This window comes from Kothea flammea (genome assembly GCF_052161645.1).
Taxonomy (GTDB): Bacteria; Planctomycetota; Planctomycetia; order Pirellulales; family Pirellulaceae; genus Laterigemmans.
The window spans coordinates 2,624,362-2,642,234 of sequence record NZ_CP197414.1 but is presented as its reverse complement, the minus strand read 5'-3'; the positions used below and the strand labels follow the sequence as shown (position 1 = coordinate 2,642,234).

The following is a 17,873-nucleotide window of genomic DNA, read 5'->3' as shown; positions in this document are numbered from 1 at the left end:
TTAATATGTCCGCAGTCAAAGCTGGTGCCGCTTACGTGGAGCTCACCACACGCAACGGCAAACTCCAAAAGGGACTCCGCTCGGCGCAGCGACAGCTGCAAGATTTTGGCAACAGTGCGCGGCTCATAGGCGGCCAGTTGCTGGGACTCGGCACCACGGCCGCTGCCCCGATGGCCGCTAGCGCCGCCGTCTTTGCCACCTTCGATGACGCCATTCGCTCGGTCCGCGCGGTCACGCAGGCTAGTAGTCGCGACTTTGAACGCTTGCGAGATCGAGCAAAAGAACTGGGCGCATCGACAAGCTTTTCGGCAACGCAAGTCGCCAATCTCATGACCGAGCTGGGACGGGCTGGCTTTAATCCTTCCCAGATTACCGAGATGACTGCGGCCGTGATGGATCTGGCACGCGCCACCGGTACCGAAGCCACCCTAGCATCAGGCATTATGGCGGCGACTATTCGTCAGTTTGGCTTGCAAGCTGAAGATGCCACTCGGGTTGCTGATAGCTTGACCGCGGCTGCCAATAAATCATTCAACAGCGTGGAGTCACTCGGCGAGGCGCTAAAATACGCAGCCCCCGTCGCGGCCGACGCCAACATGCAACTGGAGGATACGTTGGCGATTCTTGGCTCGCTCGGCAACATGGGCATCCAAGGAAGCGACGCGGGCACCTCACTACGGCGCCTGCTAACGCTCAGTGGTGCTGAGGCAAAGAAGTTCCAGCAAGTCTTCGGTGTGGCCACGCTGGACGCGGCCGGTAACGTGCGTCCGCTGGTCGACTTGCTGGGCGATGTGGCCGATGCCACGGCGAACTTGGGAACGGGCGAAAGGGCTCGCCGCTTTCAAGAAGTGTTTGGCCTGCTGGGAATCACTTCAGCTTCGGCGATTGGCAAATCGGTGACCAACACGCGTGAGCTTTATGAACAATTAGTCAATGCCGGAGGAGCCGCAGCCAAGACCGCCAAGGAAATGGACGCTGGTGTTGGTGGTGCGTTTCGGATTCTTAAAAGCGCAGCCGAGGGAGTGGCGATTGCTTTTGGCGAAGCGATCGAGAAACCGCTACAACGAGCGGCGGAGGCAATCTCTGGGACACTTTCAGCGGTGATCCGCTGGATTGAGACGCATCATGAGGCCGCCAAGTCGATCGCCAAAGTCACGCTGACCGTGTTGGCGGTGGGGGCGGCGCTCGTGGGAGTTGGTGTGGCTTTCGGTGCAGCCGGCTCGGTGATCGGCGGATTTCTAGCGGTGCTAAGTTTGGTCGGCGCGACGATCTCGGCAATCGGGATCGTCCTGGGGACGCTGCTTTCGCCGCTGGGATTGGCCACCGCCGCGGTTGTTTCGCTAGGTGTTTACTTGCTGCATACTTCGGGCATGGGCGGGCAGGCACTCAGCTGGCTCGGTGAAAAATTCAACGCTCTCAAGTCCACCGCCACGGAGGCATTCGGCGCGATCGGACGCGCATTGGCGGCTGGTGATGTGGCGGCGGCCGGCAAGATTCTCTGGCTCACACTCAAGCTGGAATGGCAGCGTGGCATCCAGACGCTGGAGAGTTATTGGCTGGCGTTCAAGGATGTGTTCCTCGGCACAGCCGATGCCATGATCTTTGGCGTGGCCGCGGTGATCAGCGATGGCTGGGCGGCAATCGAAGTGGCTTGGGTTGAGACGCTGGCGTTCTTGGGGGATGCTTGGTCGTTGTTCGCCGGCTCGCTAACCAAGACTTGGCATGCCACTGTTGGCTTTATCAAAAAGGCCTGGGTAAGGCTCAAGTCACTGTTCGATTCCGACATCAACGTCGAAGCCGAAGTCGAACAGATTAACCAAGAGGTGGCCGCCCAGCAGCAAGCAACAAACGACAACATGCTCGGTCAGATCAGCGAGCGTGAGCGACAGCGACGGCAAAGGCGCGCCGAGATCGAGGCCCAGCGTCAAGGTCGAGCCGACATCTTGGGGCAGAACCAAGCTGATGAAGAAACCGCCCGCCAGCGAGCAGGCCAGATGGCTCTCGCGCAAACCGCCGCGGAGCTGGCCGCAACCCGCAAGGATTGGCAAGAAGCCGTTGCGGCACTGAAAGACCCGTCGGCCAATGCCGATTCAGCTGGCTCTTCATCGGCAAATCGGCCAAGCATGAAAGCACTACAGCAAGCGCTGGCCCAGTCATCTCAATTGGTCGCCGCCGAGCAGCAAGCTGTGGAAACCAAGAGCACGTTCAATGCGTTCGCAATCCGGGGTCTCGGAGCCGACAGCCTTTCGGATCGTGCCCTGCGTGCTGCCGAGGCGACTGCCGCCAATACCAAGAAGCTAATCACGGCCGTTGAAAACAACGGGATTGAATACAGCTAAAAAAGTCGCCTTTCGCTCCGTCGAAAGTACAAAGTCACCTTTCGCTCCGCCGAAAGTCAACAGCAACACTCCTTTGCGAAGCAAACGCAACCATAAGAACCTCGCTCATTCCTAAAATCTTGCATCTTACCACTCCGTCACCATGACACCCACCATCACCGAACGCTTCGACTCTCGCGCGACAACCGCAGGCGATGATCCGGCGGTCGAGCTGCTGTATCAAGTGCGTGGAACCGAGTCTGACACTGAGGTTGTGAACCTTGTCGCGGGCACTTCTCCCGAGGTTTATCTGGAGCTGGACCGCGAATCGATTCAGACCGAGCCGCTTGGCGGCGGAGTATGGAACGCCACGGTGCGTTACGGTCTCCAGGGCAACCCGGCCGACTACGAGTTTGACACTTCGGGTGGCTCCCAGCGGATCGCGACAAGCTTGGCCACATTGCAGCGAACCTCGCTGGCTGGCTATGCCGCGCCCGACTATCAAGGGGCGATCAACGTCAGTGAAAACCGCGTGGAAGGGACCGATGTTACCGTTCCCGTCTTCACGTTTTCAGAGACGCGTTATTATGATGGCCTGCTTGTCACACCCGCGTTCAAGTACCAAATCTTTCAGCTCACTGGACGCGTTAACGGCGGAGCTTATAAGGGTTTTGCCAAGGGAGAAGTCTTGTTCCTCGGTGCCAGCGGCTCGAAGCGTGGCAAGGAACAGTGGGCGATCACCTTTAAGTTTGCCGCATCTCCGAACGTCATCGACCAACCAATTGGTCCTGGCAATCTACTGGTCAGCAAAGAAGGCTGGGAATACCTCTGGGTCCGCTTTCAGGATGAAGTGGACTCTAATGCCTTGATCAAGATTCCAGTAGCGTTTTACGTCGAGCGGGTTTATCCCTACGGCGACCTGGGTTTATTGGGACTGGGGATCTAAGGCCGCCGCATGTCCGATAAATTTCAGCCCGTTACGTCCGGCCAGCCACTTCGCTTGCCCGCCGCCACCTGGAACGCGATGCTCGATGCGGCTCGCGCTCACGAGCAATCGAAGTTTGATCGCAAGTCGGGCGTGACTGATGGACTGCGACAACCGACGCTTGCCAAAGTCCGCAATCAAACGGGCCAAGCGAGAAACCAGTTTGATGTGGTCGGCTTGCTTGCGCCGCTGGTCGGGCCGGGCGACAATTTTTCCGAGTTCCAGCGACAAGCCACGTTCGGTGCGGGACTACCTGTGGCGGGTGGAGCGGTGGGTATTCTCACCGAGCCTTTGGCTGCCGGCGCGATCGGCACGGCCGTGGTCGCGGGTGTGATCGCCGCTCGGATTGCCGTCTCGGGGACGGTCTATGATTGTGCCGAGCCGCTAACCGGCACCTCAAATCATCTCCGCAGTGTCCCGCATGGTCCGTTTCGCGTGTTATGGATCGAGCAGAATGGCTTGCCGCTCCGCTGGGCGATGGTGCGGTTTGATGATTCCAATCAAGAGGAGGTGGTTTATATCACCAGCAACCAGCCCGACGAGGATGGTTTTTATCCAGGGATCGTGCAGCGCTATGATGTTAGCAGTGGCGGCTGGGGCAATCGCTTTCCTTGTAAAGTGCTGGACGCCAACGCATGACGCTTCGTTCGCAGCGATACTTGGGCCGACATCTGGGCCAGCGAGATCAGCAGCCAGTCTACGCGGCGACTTGTGGCGAGCTGCGGGGCGCTGTCTTGCCACCACGTCAGCTGGGGCACTTTCTAGGATTGGCTGGCAGCGTGCCGCTCTATGCGATCTCGCGATGTGATTTTCCTCAGCTTGGTCGCTATCTTACGCATTATGTTGGTTTCGATCAGTTGCCGATTTATGCGCTGGTCTGTTGCCCGCATTCAGCCAGTGGTTATTCAGGCTACTCGGGGTCGAGCGGCTATTCGGGCTCCAGTGGCAGCAGTGGCTCATCGGGCTCAAGCGGACTGAGTGGTTCGTCGGGCACGAGTGGTTTTTCAGGATCAAGCGGCCAGTCAGGGTCGAGCGGCACAGCGGGCAGCAGCGGCGTTGTGGGAAACTCGGGTTCGTCAGGCTCAAGCGGCTCGTCGGGTTCCAGCGGCTCGTCAGGCTCCAGCGGCTCGTCAGGCTCCAGCGGCTCGTCAGGTTCCAGCGGCTCGTCAGGTTCCAGCGGCTCGTCGGGTTCCAGTGGCTCGTCGGGTTCCAGTGGCTCAAGCGGCTCGTCGGGCGACTCTGGTTCTAGTGGGCAATCAGGGTCAAGCGGCCAATCAAGCTCTGGCGATTCATCCGGCCTGTCAGGTTCCTCGGGCCTCAGCGGCTCTGGTAGCGCGGTCGGCTCCAGTGGTGGATCCTCAGGTGATGGTTCTACCAGTGGCTCGCAAGCCGGCTCAGGCTCAACAGGCAGTACGGGGACCAGCGGATCTTCCGGAGCCTCTGGCAGTAGCGGCTCCTCTGGCAGTAGCACATCGTCCGCCGGTTCAAGTTCTGGCAGCTCGCAGCCCATTGAGCCTTGTTGTTGCCCCTGCTATTACCAGTGGAACGGATTCTCGTGGGAGCCAGTTGCGGTCGAGGACCCTTGCGACACCTCCGAGGGCCCCTTCGTGCCGCTCTGCACCTGTGCCCCGCGCTATGACTTGCCGCCGGGGAGTTATTTCGGCGAACTCATCTACACCGGTTGCGAAGGAGCGGACGATGGTGGCATGTCCTTATAAACGCGATGGAACTTGTGAGATTGCTAGTGACCTCAGCGGGCTTCCCATTTCGGTCGATGAGGCAGCATGTGGTGCCTGTCAGCGACAGCCAAATCCGCAAGCTCACAACCGTGTCACCTGCGGCTTGGCTGTGCAAGCGCGACGCACTGCCGGCTTGCCGGTAGCGAACGCGCTGCTCCAGCAGGCAGCCGGCTATTCGCACATTGGGGATTGCCTTGGCGAAGAGATCGAGAGGGCTCGCCGGCGACTCGCTCGACTCCATTTAGATTGGTTGATTCCCACCGTTCAGTGCCAAGCCTGTGCTCAGCTCCGCGCTCGACTCAACACGAAGACCGGCCGGCAAGTGCGCGGCGAATACCGCGAACTCGCCCGGCAAATGGCCCAGCGCTGGGAGCAATCCGTGCCGGCGGCTGGCTGGCTGCCACTTCGCGAACAGCTCATCGCTCGGGCGCTACGCCGAGCGGTCAACAAAGCTCGGACTATCAAGGAAGGCCAATGAGTATCAACCGCTGCCTGGAAGCCACCCCTCAATTGCCCGTCGATCAGATGATTGAGCTGATCGAAACTTGTCCGCCGGGACCTTGGCCCAGTGGCTGGGCAACGTGGGCAAACGTCATCGAAGCGCACCAGCGATTGGCAGATCGCTTTGTCATTGACTTAAAACCATCGCGGCGGACTTATCCAATTGACCGCGGCATCGTCATCGCTGGCGGTGGCCTCAAGTACTTTCCCAGCGTCTGGGTAAACGTGCGGCTCTTGCGGCATTTCGGCTGCACGCTGCCAATCCAGCTCTGGTACTTGGGCGACGGCGAAATCGATCCTTACATGAAACGGCTGCTGGGCGATTATGATGTCCAGTGCGTCGACGCGCGGCAGTTGGAGCGGGAACATCCAGCACGTATTCTTTGCGGCTGGGAGCTCAAACTGTATTCCACACTGCATTCCCCCTTCGCCCAAGTCTTATTCTTGGATGCTGACAACGGGGTGGTTGCCGACCCGAGCTACTTATTCGACTCTTCGGAACTGGCAAAGCATGGTGCCATCTTCTGGCCCGACTATGCCTGCTGGACATTGAAGGCGGACGTGTGGGAGATTTTCGGCATGCCCGACATGGCCGAGCCGGAGGTTGCCATGCATGAGCGAGCCTTCGAGTCCGGGCAATACTTGATCGATAAACGCCGCTGTGCCGCTGAACTACAAACGGCCCTCTGGTACGCCGAGCACTCCGACTTTACCTTCCAGCACGTGTACGGTGACAAAGAGTGTTTCCATTTGGGCTGGCGTAAAGTTGGCAGCCAGTACGCGATGCCCGCCGCCGGCCCTGGCTGGAATCAGCATACGATCGTGCAGTTCGACTTCCGGGGCCAGATTATTTTCCAGCATCGCTGCCAAGACAAATGGCGTTTCGGTGGCAATCGTTTCAATGAGTCGCTGGCGAACGAACAACTGTGCTTTGATTTTGTCGCCGAGCTAGCCAGACGCTGGTCAGGCACTTTGTGGCAAAACGACGAGCCGACAACCGATGAACAACGAGTCATCGAAGAGCTGACCGGCAAGCGAGCTAAGTACGAGCGAGTGGGCCATGACCAGCGAACGATTGGCTTCGAATCCAGTCGCGTGATTGGCGAAGGAGCGGCGGAGTGCGAACGCGTCTGGCACGTGAACGAGGTCGACGGTCAACCTGTGCTCACGATTTCTAGGCTTGATCGCCCGACCTGTCACCTGCGCCGCGGGCCCGATGGCATCTGGCGAGGCCACTGGCTGGAGCACGAGCGCATGCCCATCGAGCTTACGATTCTCACCGCATAACCAGGGAGGCAGCCATGGAACCATTCGCTGTTTGCTACAAGGCGTTCGGCCGCGACTTTCACATTGAGCCGGCCAGTATCCAGCACGCCAACGCGGTCTTCCAAGACGAGTACCAGATCGCGGCCTTGCGCCAGCACGAAGTCCGCACGATCGTGGACATCGGAGCCCACGTTGGCAGTTTCACGGTGTTGTGCCATCAGTACTGGCCAGCGGCAAAGATTGTCGCCGTGGAGCCGCATCCCGAGAGCTTTGCGTTACTACAAAAAAACACGTCGCATATTCCCAGCGACCGGCTCCGGCTCATCAACGCAGCCGTCACCGAGACGTCCGAGACCACGCTCTTGTCATCATCCGTTTCCCACAGCCGAGTCGGCGAGTACGTGCCCAGCCTGTGGGCTGACCTAGAAGAGCGGCCTGGGGATTTCGGAGTCGAAGTCCCGGCGATTACCACCGCCGAACTCTGGAAATCCCTCACCGCCTTCGGAATCCCGCAAGTCGACCTGTTAAAACTCGACTGCGAAGGAGCCGAATACGTGATCCTGCCAGAACTCGAGCGACTCGGTGTGCTAAGCCAAGTCGGCTGGATCCGAGGCGAATGGCACAATAAATCGAGTAATGGCCTGCTAAAAGCCGCACTTGCCTCTACCCACGCCAGCCACATCGACCCTAACGACCCACATGAAGTCGGCATGTTCTTGGCACATCGCAGCCATGCTGGATAAAGACGCTCAAGCGTTCAATTTCTTCTTCGCTTGGGCGACTCCCTTCGCGATGGTGTCGGAGAGATCGGCGGCATCCATCTGGGCGAGCAGCAGAAACGCTTCGGATAGAACTCGCTTTGTGTCCGCAACATTGATCGCGGTTTTATCCGTGTCGGCACGCTTGGCAACTTCGTTGTAAAACTCTGTCAGTTTCATGAGTCTCTTATTCCGTTTGAGGAGTTCATGTTCAGTGCATCGAGCCTAACATAACACGCTGATTTGGCAACCAACCCGCGCCAGCTTTTCCACACTGCTTGAGCTTGCGTTGCGGACAATGGAACATCTCTTTTTGAGAAGTCGATTTTTTTCGCGAACCAGTTGGGTATGAGTGCGTCTATCTCCCCGGACACACCAGTCACATTTAACGACAAGCACACAACGGGCTTTCTGATGTCAATGAATATTCAATCCAAGCGACTCGAACCCATACACGAAGGCATCTCCTTCGGCGGCCAACCGTCGAAGAGTGGTAATGCCTTGACGTATCCGCGTCTGATGTGACACCCGCTTTCAAGCGAATGCTTTCTCCGTGAAGGCTCGGTGTCACGCAGACATCGGGCCTTTTTTCGTGTCCGCATTGAACGCACAACCCCAACAACGAACCCAATCTGGGCTGGTAGCTGAGACGGTCTAGCGGCGGTCTGAAGAACCGCAGACGAGGATTCGAGCGCCTCCCGGCCCACTGACAAGGAAGATACGCGCCGACGGAATCGGTAACACAAATCGGATACAGGTGCAGATGGAAGCACGCCTGGTTTGGGACCAGGAGGGTCTCGGTTCGACTCCGAGGTGTCCGACTCTTTAGCGGCAACGTGGTAGTCGAGGGCTGGTTGTCCAGGCCTTGCTGATAACGAGGTTGTGCCGAGTTCGATCCTCGGGGCTACCACTCTGGAAGTTTGCAAAGTGAAGGGAGAAGTTTGAAATGCTAATTTGCTCGAAACGCATAGCCGCGATTGAATATCGGGGCTGTGGTGTAACTGGCAGCATGGCGGACTTCGGGCACCGACGCAGGACGCGTTGGTCGTCGTGTAGGTGAGGGTTCAACTCCCTCCGGCCCCATCGCTACACATCGGCGTGTAGCTCAGGGGTGAGAGCGGCGTCCTTATAAGGCGACGGTCGCGGGTTCAATTCCCGCCACGCCGACTGACGAGAGACACGAGTCCTGAGGGATGAGTCTTGAGCATGAAATCTCAAGACTTGCGTCTCAAGACTCACAGCTGATTTTGGGATTGTGGCAGACAAGGTAATGCATCGGACTCTTAATCCGAGCGATGTGAGTTCGATTCTCACCGGTCCCACTGAAATGAACAACAAGCACTGATCGTCTAGCGGCAAGATACCTCCGTCGTAACGAGGGGACGTCGGTTCAATTCCGACTCGGTGCTCTTTGGATGCCTCGTGCATCCGCGCTCTTTGACATATTGGTAGTGATGCAATTTTTTGCGCCCATGATGTAGCGGTAGCCTGCTGCCTTGCCATGGCGGAAGTGTGGGTTCGACTCCCACTGGGCGCTTTGCGGGGTGGAGCAGTTGGTAGCTCGCCAGGTTCATACCCTGGAGGTCGATGGTTCGAGTCCGTCTCCCGCCACTTACATTCCGGTGGGTCCTGTGCTGGTACGGGAGGGCGACTGTTAATCGCTTAGTCGCAGGTTCGATCCCTGCCGCCGGAGCTTTCAATCGAAGGATGGTATTTCTCTCCGGCGCGTAGTCGCGACGCGAGCCTTTGAAGCTCGCAGGTCGGGTTCAATTCCCGGACGGAGTGCTTTGCAAATTAGATGTATGCCGGAGTAGCAGTTGTTGGTCGCTGCACCTCGCTCTGAACGAGGAGTTCATTGGTTCGATTCCAGTCTCCGGTGCTGTGGCCAGATCTGGTGTTGGTTTCCAGAGACTCACTGTGAATGAGTTTGTCGCCGGTTCAATTCCGGTTGGTCACCCTTGCGAACATTTTCGGTGGCAATTTCCTCTGGGAAGGAAGCTTGATTGTCTATCAAGTCGCTGCGGGTTCGACTCCCGTTGCCATCGCTTGATAGCAGTTAGCAGATAGTCGTTAGTCCATAGCAAAGACCTACAGACTATTCGCTAAAGACTACGGACTATTTCGGCGTGGTAGATTCTGTTGGCAGAATCGTCTGGTTTTCATCCAGGAGTCCGCGGGTTCGATTCCCGCTCACGTCACTGCGAGCACTCGCTACACTCGGAAGTCACCCGGCCGGATGAGGGCACTGTCTTGAAAACAGCTGCGGGTCAAACCGTTGTGGGTTCGAGTCCCACGGCATCCGCTTGATCAACTTGGGAGCGTTTCCACACGGGAGGCGTTGAGAAGTTTGAATGCTGAAGAGTGAATTTTGAAAATGAAACGCGAACCAATTTCACCCTTCACCCTTCACTCTTCTACTAACTTCATTCGGGGCGCTCGTCCAACGGGAGGACGTCTGTTTTGCACGCAGAAAATCGGGGTTCGATTCCCCGGTGCTCCACTTTTGCAAACGCTGAGGTAGGCCAACGGCGAGCCGCTTGTCTTAGGAACAAGTGCTTGCGGGTTCGACTCCCGCCCTCAGTACTGAATCAACATGCTGTGGTACGCAAACCGGCAAAGCGGCGAATTTCAAACGTTCGTGTTTGAGGGTTCGACTCCCTCCCGTAGTACTTCGAAAATCAACGTTCGTGCGACCGTTTCTTTGATTTGTCAGCCGTCAGCGAATGCAGGAACACGAAGGACCGGACAACGGTAAAAGGCACTCCGACCAGATAGAACACACCGATGATGGACGCATACATATCGGTTTGAATGCCCGGGATCAGATATGCCCCAATGGCAACGACGATCCCCGCGATGCCGAGCCAAACAAACTGCCACGCAGCGTACTCGTTGGCAGGGTACCAGACGTTTGCATCCGCCAGCGTGCTAGGAACGCGGAATCCATACCAATGGTTTGGCGGCACTCGGCGTTGAATGAGCGGCACACCCAGGCAAATGAGAGCGACGGCTGCAGCGAGAAAGACCAATAAGTACAGTGGCATCAAAAGAATTCTCCAGTACGCGTTTCTCCATGATACACGCGAAGAAATAACTGACACAGCCAAGTGGTGGAAACTGCGTAAAACGCAGTCACGAGAGTATCGTACCCACAGAGGCGTGCGAGTTCAACTTTCGCCTTGGCTACTTATCAAGCACGGAACAACAATGCGGGTGAGCCAGGCTCATCCGGGCCTCATAAGCCTGGACCGTCGGGTGCGACCCCCGAACCCGCTACTGATGAAGTTTGAAGAGTGAAGGGTGAAGTTTGAAAAGACGCGAACCCATTTCACACTTCACACTTCACACCTCACTCTTCAAACTTCACACTTCATTTGGGCTGACATGTTCCAAGGAGGCGACTGACTTTTGCAAAGTCGGTGGAAGGGTTCGATTCCCTTTCGGTCCACTCATTGACGGAAGGGCAATCCGATCGGCGACGGTATCCGGTTGCTAGCCGGGCGAGCATCTTGATGGTGCCTTGAGGGTTCGACTCCCTCGCCTTCCGCTTGTTTGAAATGGCTCGATGGTGAAAAGGACATCATCTCTGGCTTCTAACCAGAAGTTCCGGGTTCGATTCCTGGTCGGGCTACTGCCGAAGTATGCGGTCACGTTGGCTGCCGGCATTATTCCGCTTGTTTGACACTTTTGAAAGGCATTGTCATGAGCATGCAGAGTATCGAGCGTCAATTCATGCGGATTGGTGCTCGAGCAAAAGTCCACCCTCCGATCACCAGACGCTGGGGAACCCCTCCGGAAGTCTCGATCGACATCGGCAACGACGCCGAGGGCGAGTTCTTCGATCTAGCAATCCAGCCCAAGTTGGTGGCTGAAACGCAAGTGATCGACGTTCAGCCTTCGATGCGGCACCTGCTGTTGATGTCGCGTCAAGACGACAGAAAGCACAAGTTCCTTTGCGGACACGATGAACGGCACTGGTTCGTCGCGGCCGTTCCGGAGCGAGCTTCGGTTTCATCGGTGAAGACAGCCTTCGACGCGCTCAAACCGACTTCGGTGCGGGCACTCGAAAATCGTCTCGGCGTGAAGCCGCGGAAGCGGAACCGCCGACGTAACGAAGCGTTCATTCGCCAAGGTGAATGGTTTTTCGTTCCGGTTGAGAACCAAGGCTCTGTCGATGAGCGATTGGCGTTGCGAAACGAGCCGATTGCACGTGGCGGTGGAAAGCCGCACATGTGCGAAGAGCTGGTTCGGCAGGGAGGACAACTGGTTTACGTCAGCAATCAGCACCCGAGCGGTGTAACGGAACTTCAGCGTCGGCAGATGATTAGCCGTCGACCAGAGCTTCGTCATCTGCACTGGGTGGCTCAGCGACGAAACCCAAGCGTGTTCGTTCGAGGACGTGTGCGTCATCCGGATCACAAGACGATCATCTTGAACGGATGGCACCAAGTCCTGATGAACACTGAAAACGAATCGATCGCAATGCGGCACGTCGCATTCATTGATTAACACGCGGCTCTCCACCACGGTGGCGAGCCGTTTTTAGAGTCGCGAGTCGTGAGCGATGAGTTCTGAGTATTAGCTCACCGCTCAAGACTCAAGTCACGCGACTTTTCCCGCCGACGTGGCTCGATTTAGAGAGGCACCGCTCTTGACTGCAATTACTTTTGGGCATGCCCAAGGCTGGTGCGAACCTAGGTGTCAGTTTTTGTGACTAAGTAATCAATCAAATGACTCGCGGGTGTGCTGGACAGCATGGCAGTCTTCGAAACTGTCGGACGAGGTTCGATTCCTGGGCGGGTTACTCAAACGTTCTCGGAGTGTGCTGGATTCGCACGCGACTTTGCGGAGGTCGTAGACCAGGTTCAATTCCTGGCGAGAACACTTACAACGCGACGCCGCGAAAGGAGGCCGATAATGACGAAGAACGACAACGACAACGCATTGGCCCACGGCGCTGGTGTCGGCTTGCTTGCTTTGCTGGGAATGTTCGGTCGATGCGCCGACGATGTTGCCCGAATCGGAGTCAACAGCGTCGATGACGTCGGACGAGCATGCATTAGAAGCTCAGACGACATCGGCTCGCTGATGTCTCGAAGCGGCGATGATCTGCTGCGTCCGATCGACGATTTCCACACGACGAATTACATCGACGATTTGCGATTCAAGCCATCGACCCCGCGTCTCGTCCTGAATGAGAGTGACGAAACAGCCTCAATCTCGCCGCACGTTGCCAAGGGAGTCGTGGAAGCAACTTTTAAGCTCACTCAACTGAAGGACAAGGAAAACGACAATTAACACGGTCGCCGCCTATCCGGCGGTGACTCATAACGCTGGAGCCAGATGGCTAGGCGGCCGGCTGCAACCCGGTTTAAGTGGGTTCGACTCCCACCAGCGTTTCTGACGAATCGACTGCAGGCTCGGATTACATCTTGAAAATGTGAATCATCTGAGCTGTTACCTCGTCGATCCGTCGCAAACCAAGACAGCTTGAACTGCCGTTTGGGTCTACATACGAGGAGCCTAAGGTAGCGATGCCGGGCGACCGGCTAGTGAACGTCACCGGAGTCTCTCGCAGACAAAGGTGCCAGTCAACGATCGGCGATAGCCGAAAACGGACGCTCCTAAACGACTCAGCAACCACTTCGTTCGAGCAAAATACACGGTGACTGCCGGTTTGGACTACATCCACCAATGATTGCGTCCAGTGAGTCTGGGGATCGTGGCAACACGATCGGTAGGTTCGATTCCTACACGCTTGTGATCTGAACCACCACTTCGTCGCCGCGTTTAAAAATCACGATTGACTGCCTGATTGGACTACATCACGCGACGGTCGTGGGTTCGATTCCCACCAAAGCGAACCTTGTGTCCGCTTTGTAGCTCAGTTGGGAGAGCATCGAAACGTCTGATTAACAAACTTCGTCAATCGTTTTTATACAGAACACCCCGTGGGACAGGCCGCTTGCCTGTCTTTATGCAGTCGACAAACTTGAAGCTTATCCCACAACCAACACACGACTAACTGCCGTATCGGAGTACATCATTGAAGTTAGAAGAGTGAGGGGTGAAGTTTGAAACGAACACGACTTTCACTCTTCACTCTTCACTCTTCAAACTTCCTCTGTCGCGTTTTCCCAAATCGACTCGAGAGACTGAACTATGCGTGTTCTATTTTCCTGTTTCGCCATTACGACTGGCCGCGAGTAATCCGAGCTCGCGGCAAACGGAGACCAGACATGCACAAATCATTCTTTCAACGATTGCGGGAACATGAAAACCAAAACCGAAAGCCGATCCAAAACCGTGACGACCGTCGCGGCAAGGATCGCTGGCGAAGACATCGCCAAAGGTGACTACGTCACCATCCTCAGCGAGATCATCGAGCTTCCGTCCTACTTATGGGACTGCTCAGGAATCTCGCAACCCATCGACGAACTCGTACGACTTCGCTACCTGCCACGCGCAGCCGGCGAACCGCACAAAGTCGTCGCCGTTTGCTTGCCATTCGTTTACGCGAAGCGTCCCAAGGGAAACCTGATCGCCTTCGACACACGACAGCAACAACTCGTCCGGCTTGACCGCGACAACGGCCGTTCCCTTTGGAAACAAATGGGAAAGACCACCAAAAAGAAAACGAAATAGAAAGCGTACATGATCGACTGCCGATTCGGAGTACATGCTTCAGGAGCCGGGTGTCGTGGGTTCGAGTCCCACCGGCGCAACTGCCATTCGCAAGATTGCAGCGCCGTAGCTCAGTGGTAGAGCACCGTAAAACCCTCTGGTCACAACTTCGTCGATCGTGCCCTTTATCGAGGCAAACACAGTGCATCACTACTTCAACAGATAACAACACATCGAAACACACTCGGCTGCCGGTTCGGAGTACATGGCACGACCGAAAGGTCCAGCGGGTTCGAGCCCCGCCCCGCCAGCTTTCTTGAAAGCGACACGGGTCTCTGACCAACACTTCGCCGAGTGCTTTTTCGATTCAACAACACAAAACCATCGTGCTGCGAAACGGCCCCACTTCGTTCGGGGCGTTTCCACGCGGTGGCAAGACGGGGAAAGTTTGAAGAGTGAAGTTGGAAGTTTGAAAGGTTCATTCTCGAGACTTCTTGATGATCGTCGTCAAGATCGCGATCAGTTCATTCGCTTCAGTCGTCAACGGCTCTAGTCGTGCACCGGGCAATACTTCGGACGCGGCGAGTAAACGCAGCCAATAGTGGGTCTCGCGTGCCTCCTTGCAGGCAATTGAGTACTTGTGGGTGAAATCCCTTTTGCTCTCGGCACCCTGGGCTTCCTCGACGTTCGCGCCGACCGAAGAGCCTGCTCGAAGCAACTGATTCGCCAGCGTGGTGGATACCCGCCCGCCGTCTTCCAAAACCAAACATAACCTGACAATTCGATCCGCAAACGCGAACGTTCTTTCTGGTAGATCGCTCTTCATTGTCAACCTCTCGTGCGTGTTAGAGACGCTTCAGCATAGTGCCCTTTCCTTCAAACTTCACCCTTCTCTCTTCAAACTTCATCATGGTTAACAAGTCTCTGTTCCAAAGCATCACCAGCGTCCTGCCACGAGCGACCGTCGTCAACGAAGCAGGCGGCCCAGCGTACAAGCTGTCAGCGAAGCACGCGCTTGCCCAAATGGCGGCGACCGGCACGTTCGGCAACGTCTACTACGCGTCCGCACAAAACCAACTCGACGCAATGCGAAAGCTGATCGACGAGATCGACGATAACGAGTTCCTGGCAAAGCTGGCTGTCTACTCACGTGAGCGTGCTTACATGAAGGACATGCCGGCGGCACTGCTGGTCGTACTGTCAACGCGAGACACCAAGCTCATGCACCAAGTCTTCGACCGAGTCGCGGACAACGGCCGCGTTCTACGCACCGTTTTCCAAATGACTCGTTCGGGGCAGTTCGGTCGCAAGGGCCTGTCGTCTTCGCTGCAGCGTGCGTTCCAACGTTGGCTCAACGACGCGTCTGTTGGTAAGTTGCTTTCAGCTTCGATCGGTAACGATCCGAGCCTGCGAGACATCTTGCGAATGGCACGTCCAACGCCAAAGGACGACGCACGTCGAGCGTTGTTCGGATGGTTGACGGACAAGCCAGTCGAGAAGTGGGCACCAGCTACGGCTGACAGCCTGCCTTCGACGGTGCAGTCACTAGTCGCCTACCGAGCAGCCGACACGGCCGAAGCCCAAACGCTGATCGCCGGCGACCTGCAAGTTCGATGGGACTTGCTAGCCGACGCAGCCAAGGGACCATTGGTTTGGAAGGCGATTGCCCGACAAATGGGACCGCAAGCACTGCGAATGAACCTCAACACGCTATTGCGTCACGACGTGTTCAAGAAGCCTGGAATCCTCGGATTCGCAGGAACCGACAACGCGATGATTGACTACGTGGCCGGCCAACTGGCTGACCGCGAAGCGATCGCTCGCAGCCGTCAGTTCCCGTACCAGTTCCTGGCGGCTTACATGAACGCATCGGACGAGGTTCCAAGCAAGATCAAGACGGCGTTGCATGACGCTGCCGAGATCGCGTGCGGAAACGTGCCAACGCTGCCTGGCCCAGTCATCATCGGACTCGACACGTCGGGTTCAATGGGCTGCCCAGTCACGGGAAACCGTGCCCCAAACAATGGTCCAAGGGGTGGAACGTCGAAGATGCGATGCGTCGATGTTGCGGCACTGTTCGCAGCAGCGATCCTGCGTCGCAACCCAGACAGCGTCGTGATTCCATTCGATACGCAAGCCTACAAGGCAAAGGTCGATCCAAGCGATACGATCTTGTCACTGTCAGCACGCTTGTCGAAGTACGGTGGTGGCGGAACGGACTGCTCGTTGCCATTTGTCGAAGCCAACACGCGATACGCGAAGCAAGCCTTCGCCGGCATCGTGTTGGTCAGCGACAACGAAAGCTGGATCACCTCGGGACATCGCTTTGGCTACGGCCAAAACGGTTCGACCGGCGTGATGACGCAGTGGGAGAAGTTCAAGAAGATCCAGCGTGGACATGGCGTTGCCGATCCGAAGCTGGTCTGCATCGACATCCAACCCTACGGAACCAGCCAGGCACCCGAGCGAGACGACATCCTGAACATCGGCGGCTTCAGTGACGCCGTGTTCAATGTCGTCTCATCGTTCCTAGAAAACGACGCATCCCGCTTCGTCCGCGAAGTGGAGTCCGTAGAACTGTAAGCCGAAAGGCGAACAAAACCGAAACGCCCGCGGAGGAGCAATCTCCCCGCGGGCGTTTTTAATTTAGAACGTCGATAAGACGTTGGTGAATCAACGGCCAATCTTGATCCAGGTCAATGCTGCGGATCGCAATGTTGTGGGAAAGCAGCGAGAAAGACAAATCGAGATGGTGATTCACGGCAGGGTAAAGCAGGATGCCATCGACGGATTCCCATCCTTCGTCGATCGACTTGTTTTTCAAGTAGGCTGTCAATTGGTATAGATGCGATGAATGGAGGCGGAGGCGATTGTGGCGAGTCACCAAAGCTTCCTTGTAGAACTTGCAGTCGAGTATGGTCTTCCGTGTCGGACGGCTCAGCGTCACATCGGTGAGCATCGTTGGCAACACCGAATTGACTTCGTCGTCCCACTGTCCATCCCAAGCGATCTTCATAGCTGAGACTTTCGCATCCGGGCAATGCTTCGCTGCAAAATGTCGAATGAAAGATTCGAAGACGCGATGCATCACCGTCTCTTCGTCCAGTACGTGACGAAAACGGTGAGTTCCCGATTGCTGGTCAGGAAGAAACAGTTCGTGAAGCATCTGGCAAACGTGCATTAACAGCCGATAGTGTCGGTTGTTGCGATGTAACTGAATCCGGTGAAACATTCGCTTCGCGAGTCGGATTTCACTGATATCGGCCAGAAGATCGAGACAATGCCGCACTTGTTTGCGGTTGTCGGTGCTCAATTGCATCGACGATCGGATTAGCCGTCGACATGTAGCTTTCAGAACCTGATTAGGCAGGGTGTCGGCCGTCAATTCGTCGAACTCACAGATCATCTTGCCTGAAGCGTGCGTCATTCGGCGGTGACTTGCCAGAACGTCTACTCGACCTCGCAAACGCGGAGTCGTTTCGGTGAACTGACAGTAATTTTTGTCCATTCCCTTGGTTGCTAATCGACGAATCCCGCCGCAGAGCAACATTGCGAGCAGATTGTGGGCGTCGGGACATTGGGACTGGTCGACGTCCACTTCATCGGCCGTACGGAAATGATCCCAAGCATAGGCAAGAAGGTAATAAACGTTCTGGATGGGAATGCTGGATACAGGCACTGG

15 protein-coding genes and 20 tRNA genes are annotated in these 17,873 nt (G+C 56.5%); 30 read left to right on the top strand and 5 right to left on the bottom strand.

Annotation, left to right across the window (positions count from 1 at the left end; genetic code table 11):
- The first annotated feature begins 5 nt into the window (after positions 1 to 5).
- From SH139x_RS09775 to SH139x_RS09765, 3 genes are all read left to right on the top strand, one after another.
- Positions 6 to 2,339, top strand: coding sequence for a phage tail tape measure protein (locus SH139x_RS09775; RefSeq protein WP_488355061.1), 2,334 nt, complete (start codon positions 6 to 8; stop codon positions 2,337 to 2,339).
- Between the two features lie 142 nt (positions 2,340 to 2,481).
- Entirely contained in the window at positions 2,482 to 3,264 is a 783-nt protein-coding gene (locus SH139x_RS09770; protein ID WP_488355060.1) for a hypothetical protein, read from the top strand.
- Positions 3,265 to 3,273: 9 nt separating this feature from the next.
- Positions 3,274 to 3,942 (top strand): hypothetical protein, encoded by a 669-nt coding sequence (locus tag SH139x_RS09765; protein WP_488355059.1) that lies wholly within the window; start codon positions 3,274 to 3,276, stop codon positions 3,940 to 3,942.
- Between the two features lie 289 nt (positions 3,943 to 4,231).
- Here SH139x_RS09765 and SH139x_RS09760 read toward each other — a convergent pair whose 3' ends face one another.
- Positions 4,232 to 4,813 carry a hypothetical protein gene (locus tag SH139x_RS09760; protein ID WP_488355058.1) on the bottom strand — a complete coding sequence of 194 codons (582 nt, stop codon included), beginning with the start codon at positions 4,811 to 4,813 and terminating at the stop codon, positions 4,232 to 4,234.
- Between the two features lie 188 nt (positions 4,814 to 5,001).
- Here SH139x_RS09760 and SH139x_RS09755 point away from each other — a divergent pair, with 188 nt between their 5' ends.
- From SH139x_RS09755 to SH139x_RS09745, 3 genes are read left to right on the top strand one after another with little or no spacing between them, the layout of a single operon-like run.
- Positions 5,002 to 5,520: a hypothetical protein gene (locus SH139x_RS09755; RefSeq protein WP_488355057.1), complete on the top strand. Its 519-nt coding sequence runs from the start codon at positions 5,002 to 5,004 to the stop codon at positions 5,518 to 5,520.
- Positions 5,517 to 6,830, top strand: a complete 1,314-nt coding sequence (locus tag SH139x_RS09750; RefSeq protein WP_488355056.1) for an alpha-mannosyltransferase — start codon at positions 5,517 to 5,519, stop codon at positions 6,828 to 6,830. Before SH139x_RS09755 ends, SH139x_RS09750 begins: the two co-directional genes overlap by 4 nt.
- A 14-nt stretch (positions 6,831 to 6,844) precedes the next feature.
- Entirely contained in the window at positions 6,845 to 7,552 is a 708-nt protein-coding gene (locus tag SH139x_RS09745) for an FkbM family methyltransferase (RefSeq protein ID WP_488355055.1), read from the top strand.
- Positions 7,553 to 7,558: 6 nt separating this feature from the next.
- On the opposite strand, the gene SH139x_RS09740 is transcribed toward SH139x_RS09745, so the two are convergent.
- Positions 7,559 to 7,747: a hypothetical protein gene (locus SH139x_RS09740; protein WP_488355054.1), complete on the bottom strand. Its 189-nt coding sequence runs from the start codon at positions 7,745 to 7,747 to the stop codon at positions 7,559 to 7,561.
- Positions 7,748 to 8,201: 454 nt separating this feature from the next.
- On the opposite strand from SH139x_RS09740, the gene SH139x_RS09735 reads away from it, so the two are divergent.
- From SH139x_RS09735 to SH139x_RS09660, 16 genes are all read left to right on the top strand, one after another.
- Positions 8,202 to 8,273 (top strand) — tRNA-Phe (locus tag SH139x_RS09735).
- 42 nt (positions 8,274 to 8,315) lie between these two features.
- Positions 8,316 to 8,388, top strand: a tRNA-Pro gene (locus SH139x_RS09730).
- 273 nt (positions 8,389 to 8,661) lie between these two features.
- Positions 8,662 to 8,734, top strand: a tRNA-Ile gene (locus SH139x_RS09725).
- Between the two features lie 82 nt (positions 8,735 to 8,816).
- Positions 8,817 to 8,889, top strand: a tRNA-Lys gene (locus SH139x_RS09720).
- Between the two features lie 16 nt (positions 8,890 to 8,905).
- Positions 8,906 to 8,976: transfer RNA gene (locus tag SH139x_RS09715), tRNA-Thr, on the top strand.
- Between the two features lie 57 nt (positions 8,977 to 9,033).
- A tRNA-Gly gene (locus SH139x_RS09710) sits at positions 9,034 to 9,104 on the top strand.
- 1 nt (position 9,105) lies between these two features.
- Positions 9,106 to 9,178 (top strand) — tRNA-Met (locus tag SH139x_RS09705).
- Positions 9,179 to 9,185: 7 nt separating this feature from the next.
- Positions 9,186 to 9,260, top strand: a tRNA-Asn gene (locus SH139x_RS09700).
- A 111-nt stretch (positions 9,261 to 9,371) separates the two neighbouring features.
- Positions 9,372 to 9,446, top strand: a tRNA-Gln gene (locus SH139x_RS09695).
- A gap of 2 nt (positions 9,447 to 9,448) precedes the next feature.
- Positions 9,449 to 9,524: transfer RNA gene (locus SH139x_RS09690), tRNA-His, on the top strand.
- Between the two features lie 15 nt (positions 9,525 to 9,539).
- Positions 9,540 to 9,612: transfer RNA gene (locus tag SH139x_RS09685), tRNA-Asp, on the top strand.
- Positions 9,613 to 9,690: 78 nt separating this feature from the next.
- Positions 9,691 to 9,765 (top strand) — tRNA-Glu (locus SH139x_RS09680).
- 21 nt (positions 9,766 to 9,786) lie between these two features.
- A tRNA-Ser gene (locus SH139x_RS09675) sits at positions 9,787 to 9,869 on the top strand.
- Positions 9,870 to 9,996: 127 nt separating this feature from the next.
- Positions 9,997 to 10,067, top strand: a tRNA-Ala gene (locus tag SH139x_RS09670).
- Between the two features lie 11 nt (positions 10,068 to 10,078).
- A tRNA-Leu gene (locus SH139x_RS09665) sits at positions 10,079 to 10,150 on the top strand.
- Positions 10,151 to 10,162: 12 nt separating this feature from the next.
- Positions 10,163 to 10,236: transfer RNA gene (locus tag SH139x_RS09660), tRNA-Leu, on the top strand.
- Between the two features lie 9 nt (positions 10,237 to 10,245).
- On the opposite strand, the gene SH139x_RS09655 is transcribed toward SH139x_RS09660, so the two are convergent.
- A complete protein-coding gene (locus tag SH139x_RS09655) occupies positions 10,246 to 10,611 on the bottom strand; it encodes an SdpI family protein (RefSeq protein WP_488355053.1) in 366 nt (121 codons plus the stop codon).
- Between the two features lie 332 nt (positions 10,612 to 10,943).
- Here SH139x_RS09655 and SH139x_RS09650 point away from each other — a divergent pair.
- The 7 genes from SH139x_RS09650 to SH139x_RS09620 all read left to right on the top strand — a co-directional run bounded on the left by SH139x_RS09650 (position 10,944) and on the right by SH139x_RS09620 (position 14,212).
- Positions 10,944 to 11,015: transfer RNA gene (locus tag SH139x_RS09650), tRNA-Ala, on the top strand.
- 9 nt (positions 11,016 to 11,024) lie between these two features.
- Positions 11,025 to 11,114 (top strand) — tRNA-Ser (locus SH139x_RS09645).
- Positions 11,115 to 11,126: 12 nt separating this feature from the next.
- Positions 11,127 to 11,198 (top strand) — tRNA-Arg (locus SH139x_RS09640).
- Positions 11,199 to 11,269: 71 nt separating this feature from the next.
- Positions 11,270 to 12,076, top strand: a complete 807-nt coding sequence (locus SH139x_RS09635) for a hypothetical protein (protein WP_488355052.1) — start codon at positions 11,270 to 11,272, stop codon at positions 12,074 to 12,076.
- A 408-nt stretch (positions 12,077 to 12,484) separates the two neighbouring features.
- Positions 12,485 to 12,865 carry a hypothetical protein gene (locus SH139x_RS09630; RefSeq protein WP_488355051.1) on the top strand — a complete coding sequence of 127 codons (381 nt, stop codon included), beginning with the start codon at positions 12,485 to 12,487 and terminating at the stop codon, positions 12,863 to 12,865.
- 31 nt (positions 12,866 to 12,896) lie between these two features.
- Positions 12,897 to 12,967 (top strand) — tRNA-Cys (locus SH139x_RS09625).
- An 873-nt stretch (positions 12,968 to 13,840) separates the two neighbouring features.
- Positions 13,841 to 14,212, top strand: a complete 372-nt coding sequence (locus tag SH139x_RS09620; protein WP_488355050.1) for a hypothetical protein — start codon at positions 13,841 to 13,843, stop codon at positions 14,210 to 14,212.
- A 457-nt stretch (positions 14,213 to 14,669) separates the two neighbouring features.
- Here the strand turns inward: SH139x_RS09620 and SH139x_RS09615 are convergent, their stop codons facing one another.
- Positions 14,670 to 15,017, bottom strand: coding sequence for a four helix bundle protein (locus SH139x_RS09615; RefSeq protein ID WP_488355049.1), 348 nt, complete (start codon positions 15,015 to 15,017; stop codon positions 14,670 to 14,672).
- Positions 15,018 to 15,100: 83 nt separating this feature from the next.
- On the opposite strand from SH139x_RS09615, the gene SH139x_RS09610 reads away from it, so the two are divergent.
- Positions 15,101 to 16,774, top strand: coding sequence for a TROVE domain-containing protein (locus tag SH139x_RS09610; protein WP_488355048.1), 1,674 nt, complete (start codon positions 15,101 to 15,103; stop codon positions 16,772 to 16,774).
- A 58-nt stretch (positions 16,775 to 16,832) separates the two neighbouring features.
- Here SH139x_RS09610 and SH139x_RS09605 read toward each other — a convergent pair whose 3' ends face one another.
- Positions 16,833 to 17,870 carry a 5-methylcytosine restriction system specificity protein McrC gene (locus tag SH139x_RS09605; RefSeq protein WP_488355047.1) on the bottom strand — a complete coding sequence of 346 codons (1,038 nt, stop codon included), beginning with the start codon at positions 17,868 to 17,870 and terminating at the stop codon, positions 16,833 to 16,835.
- Positions 17,871 to 17,873 lie beyond the last annotated feature (3 nt).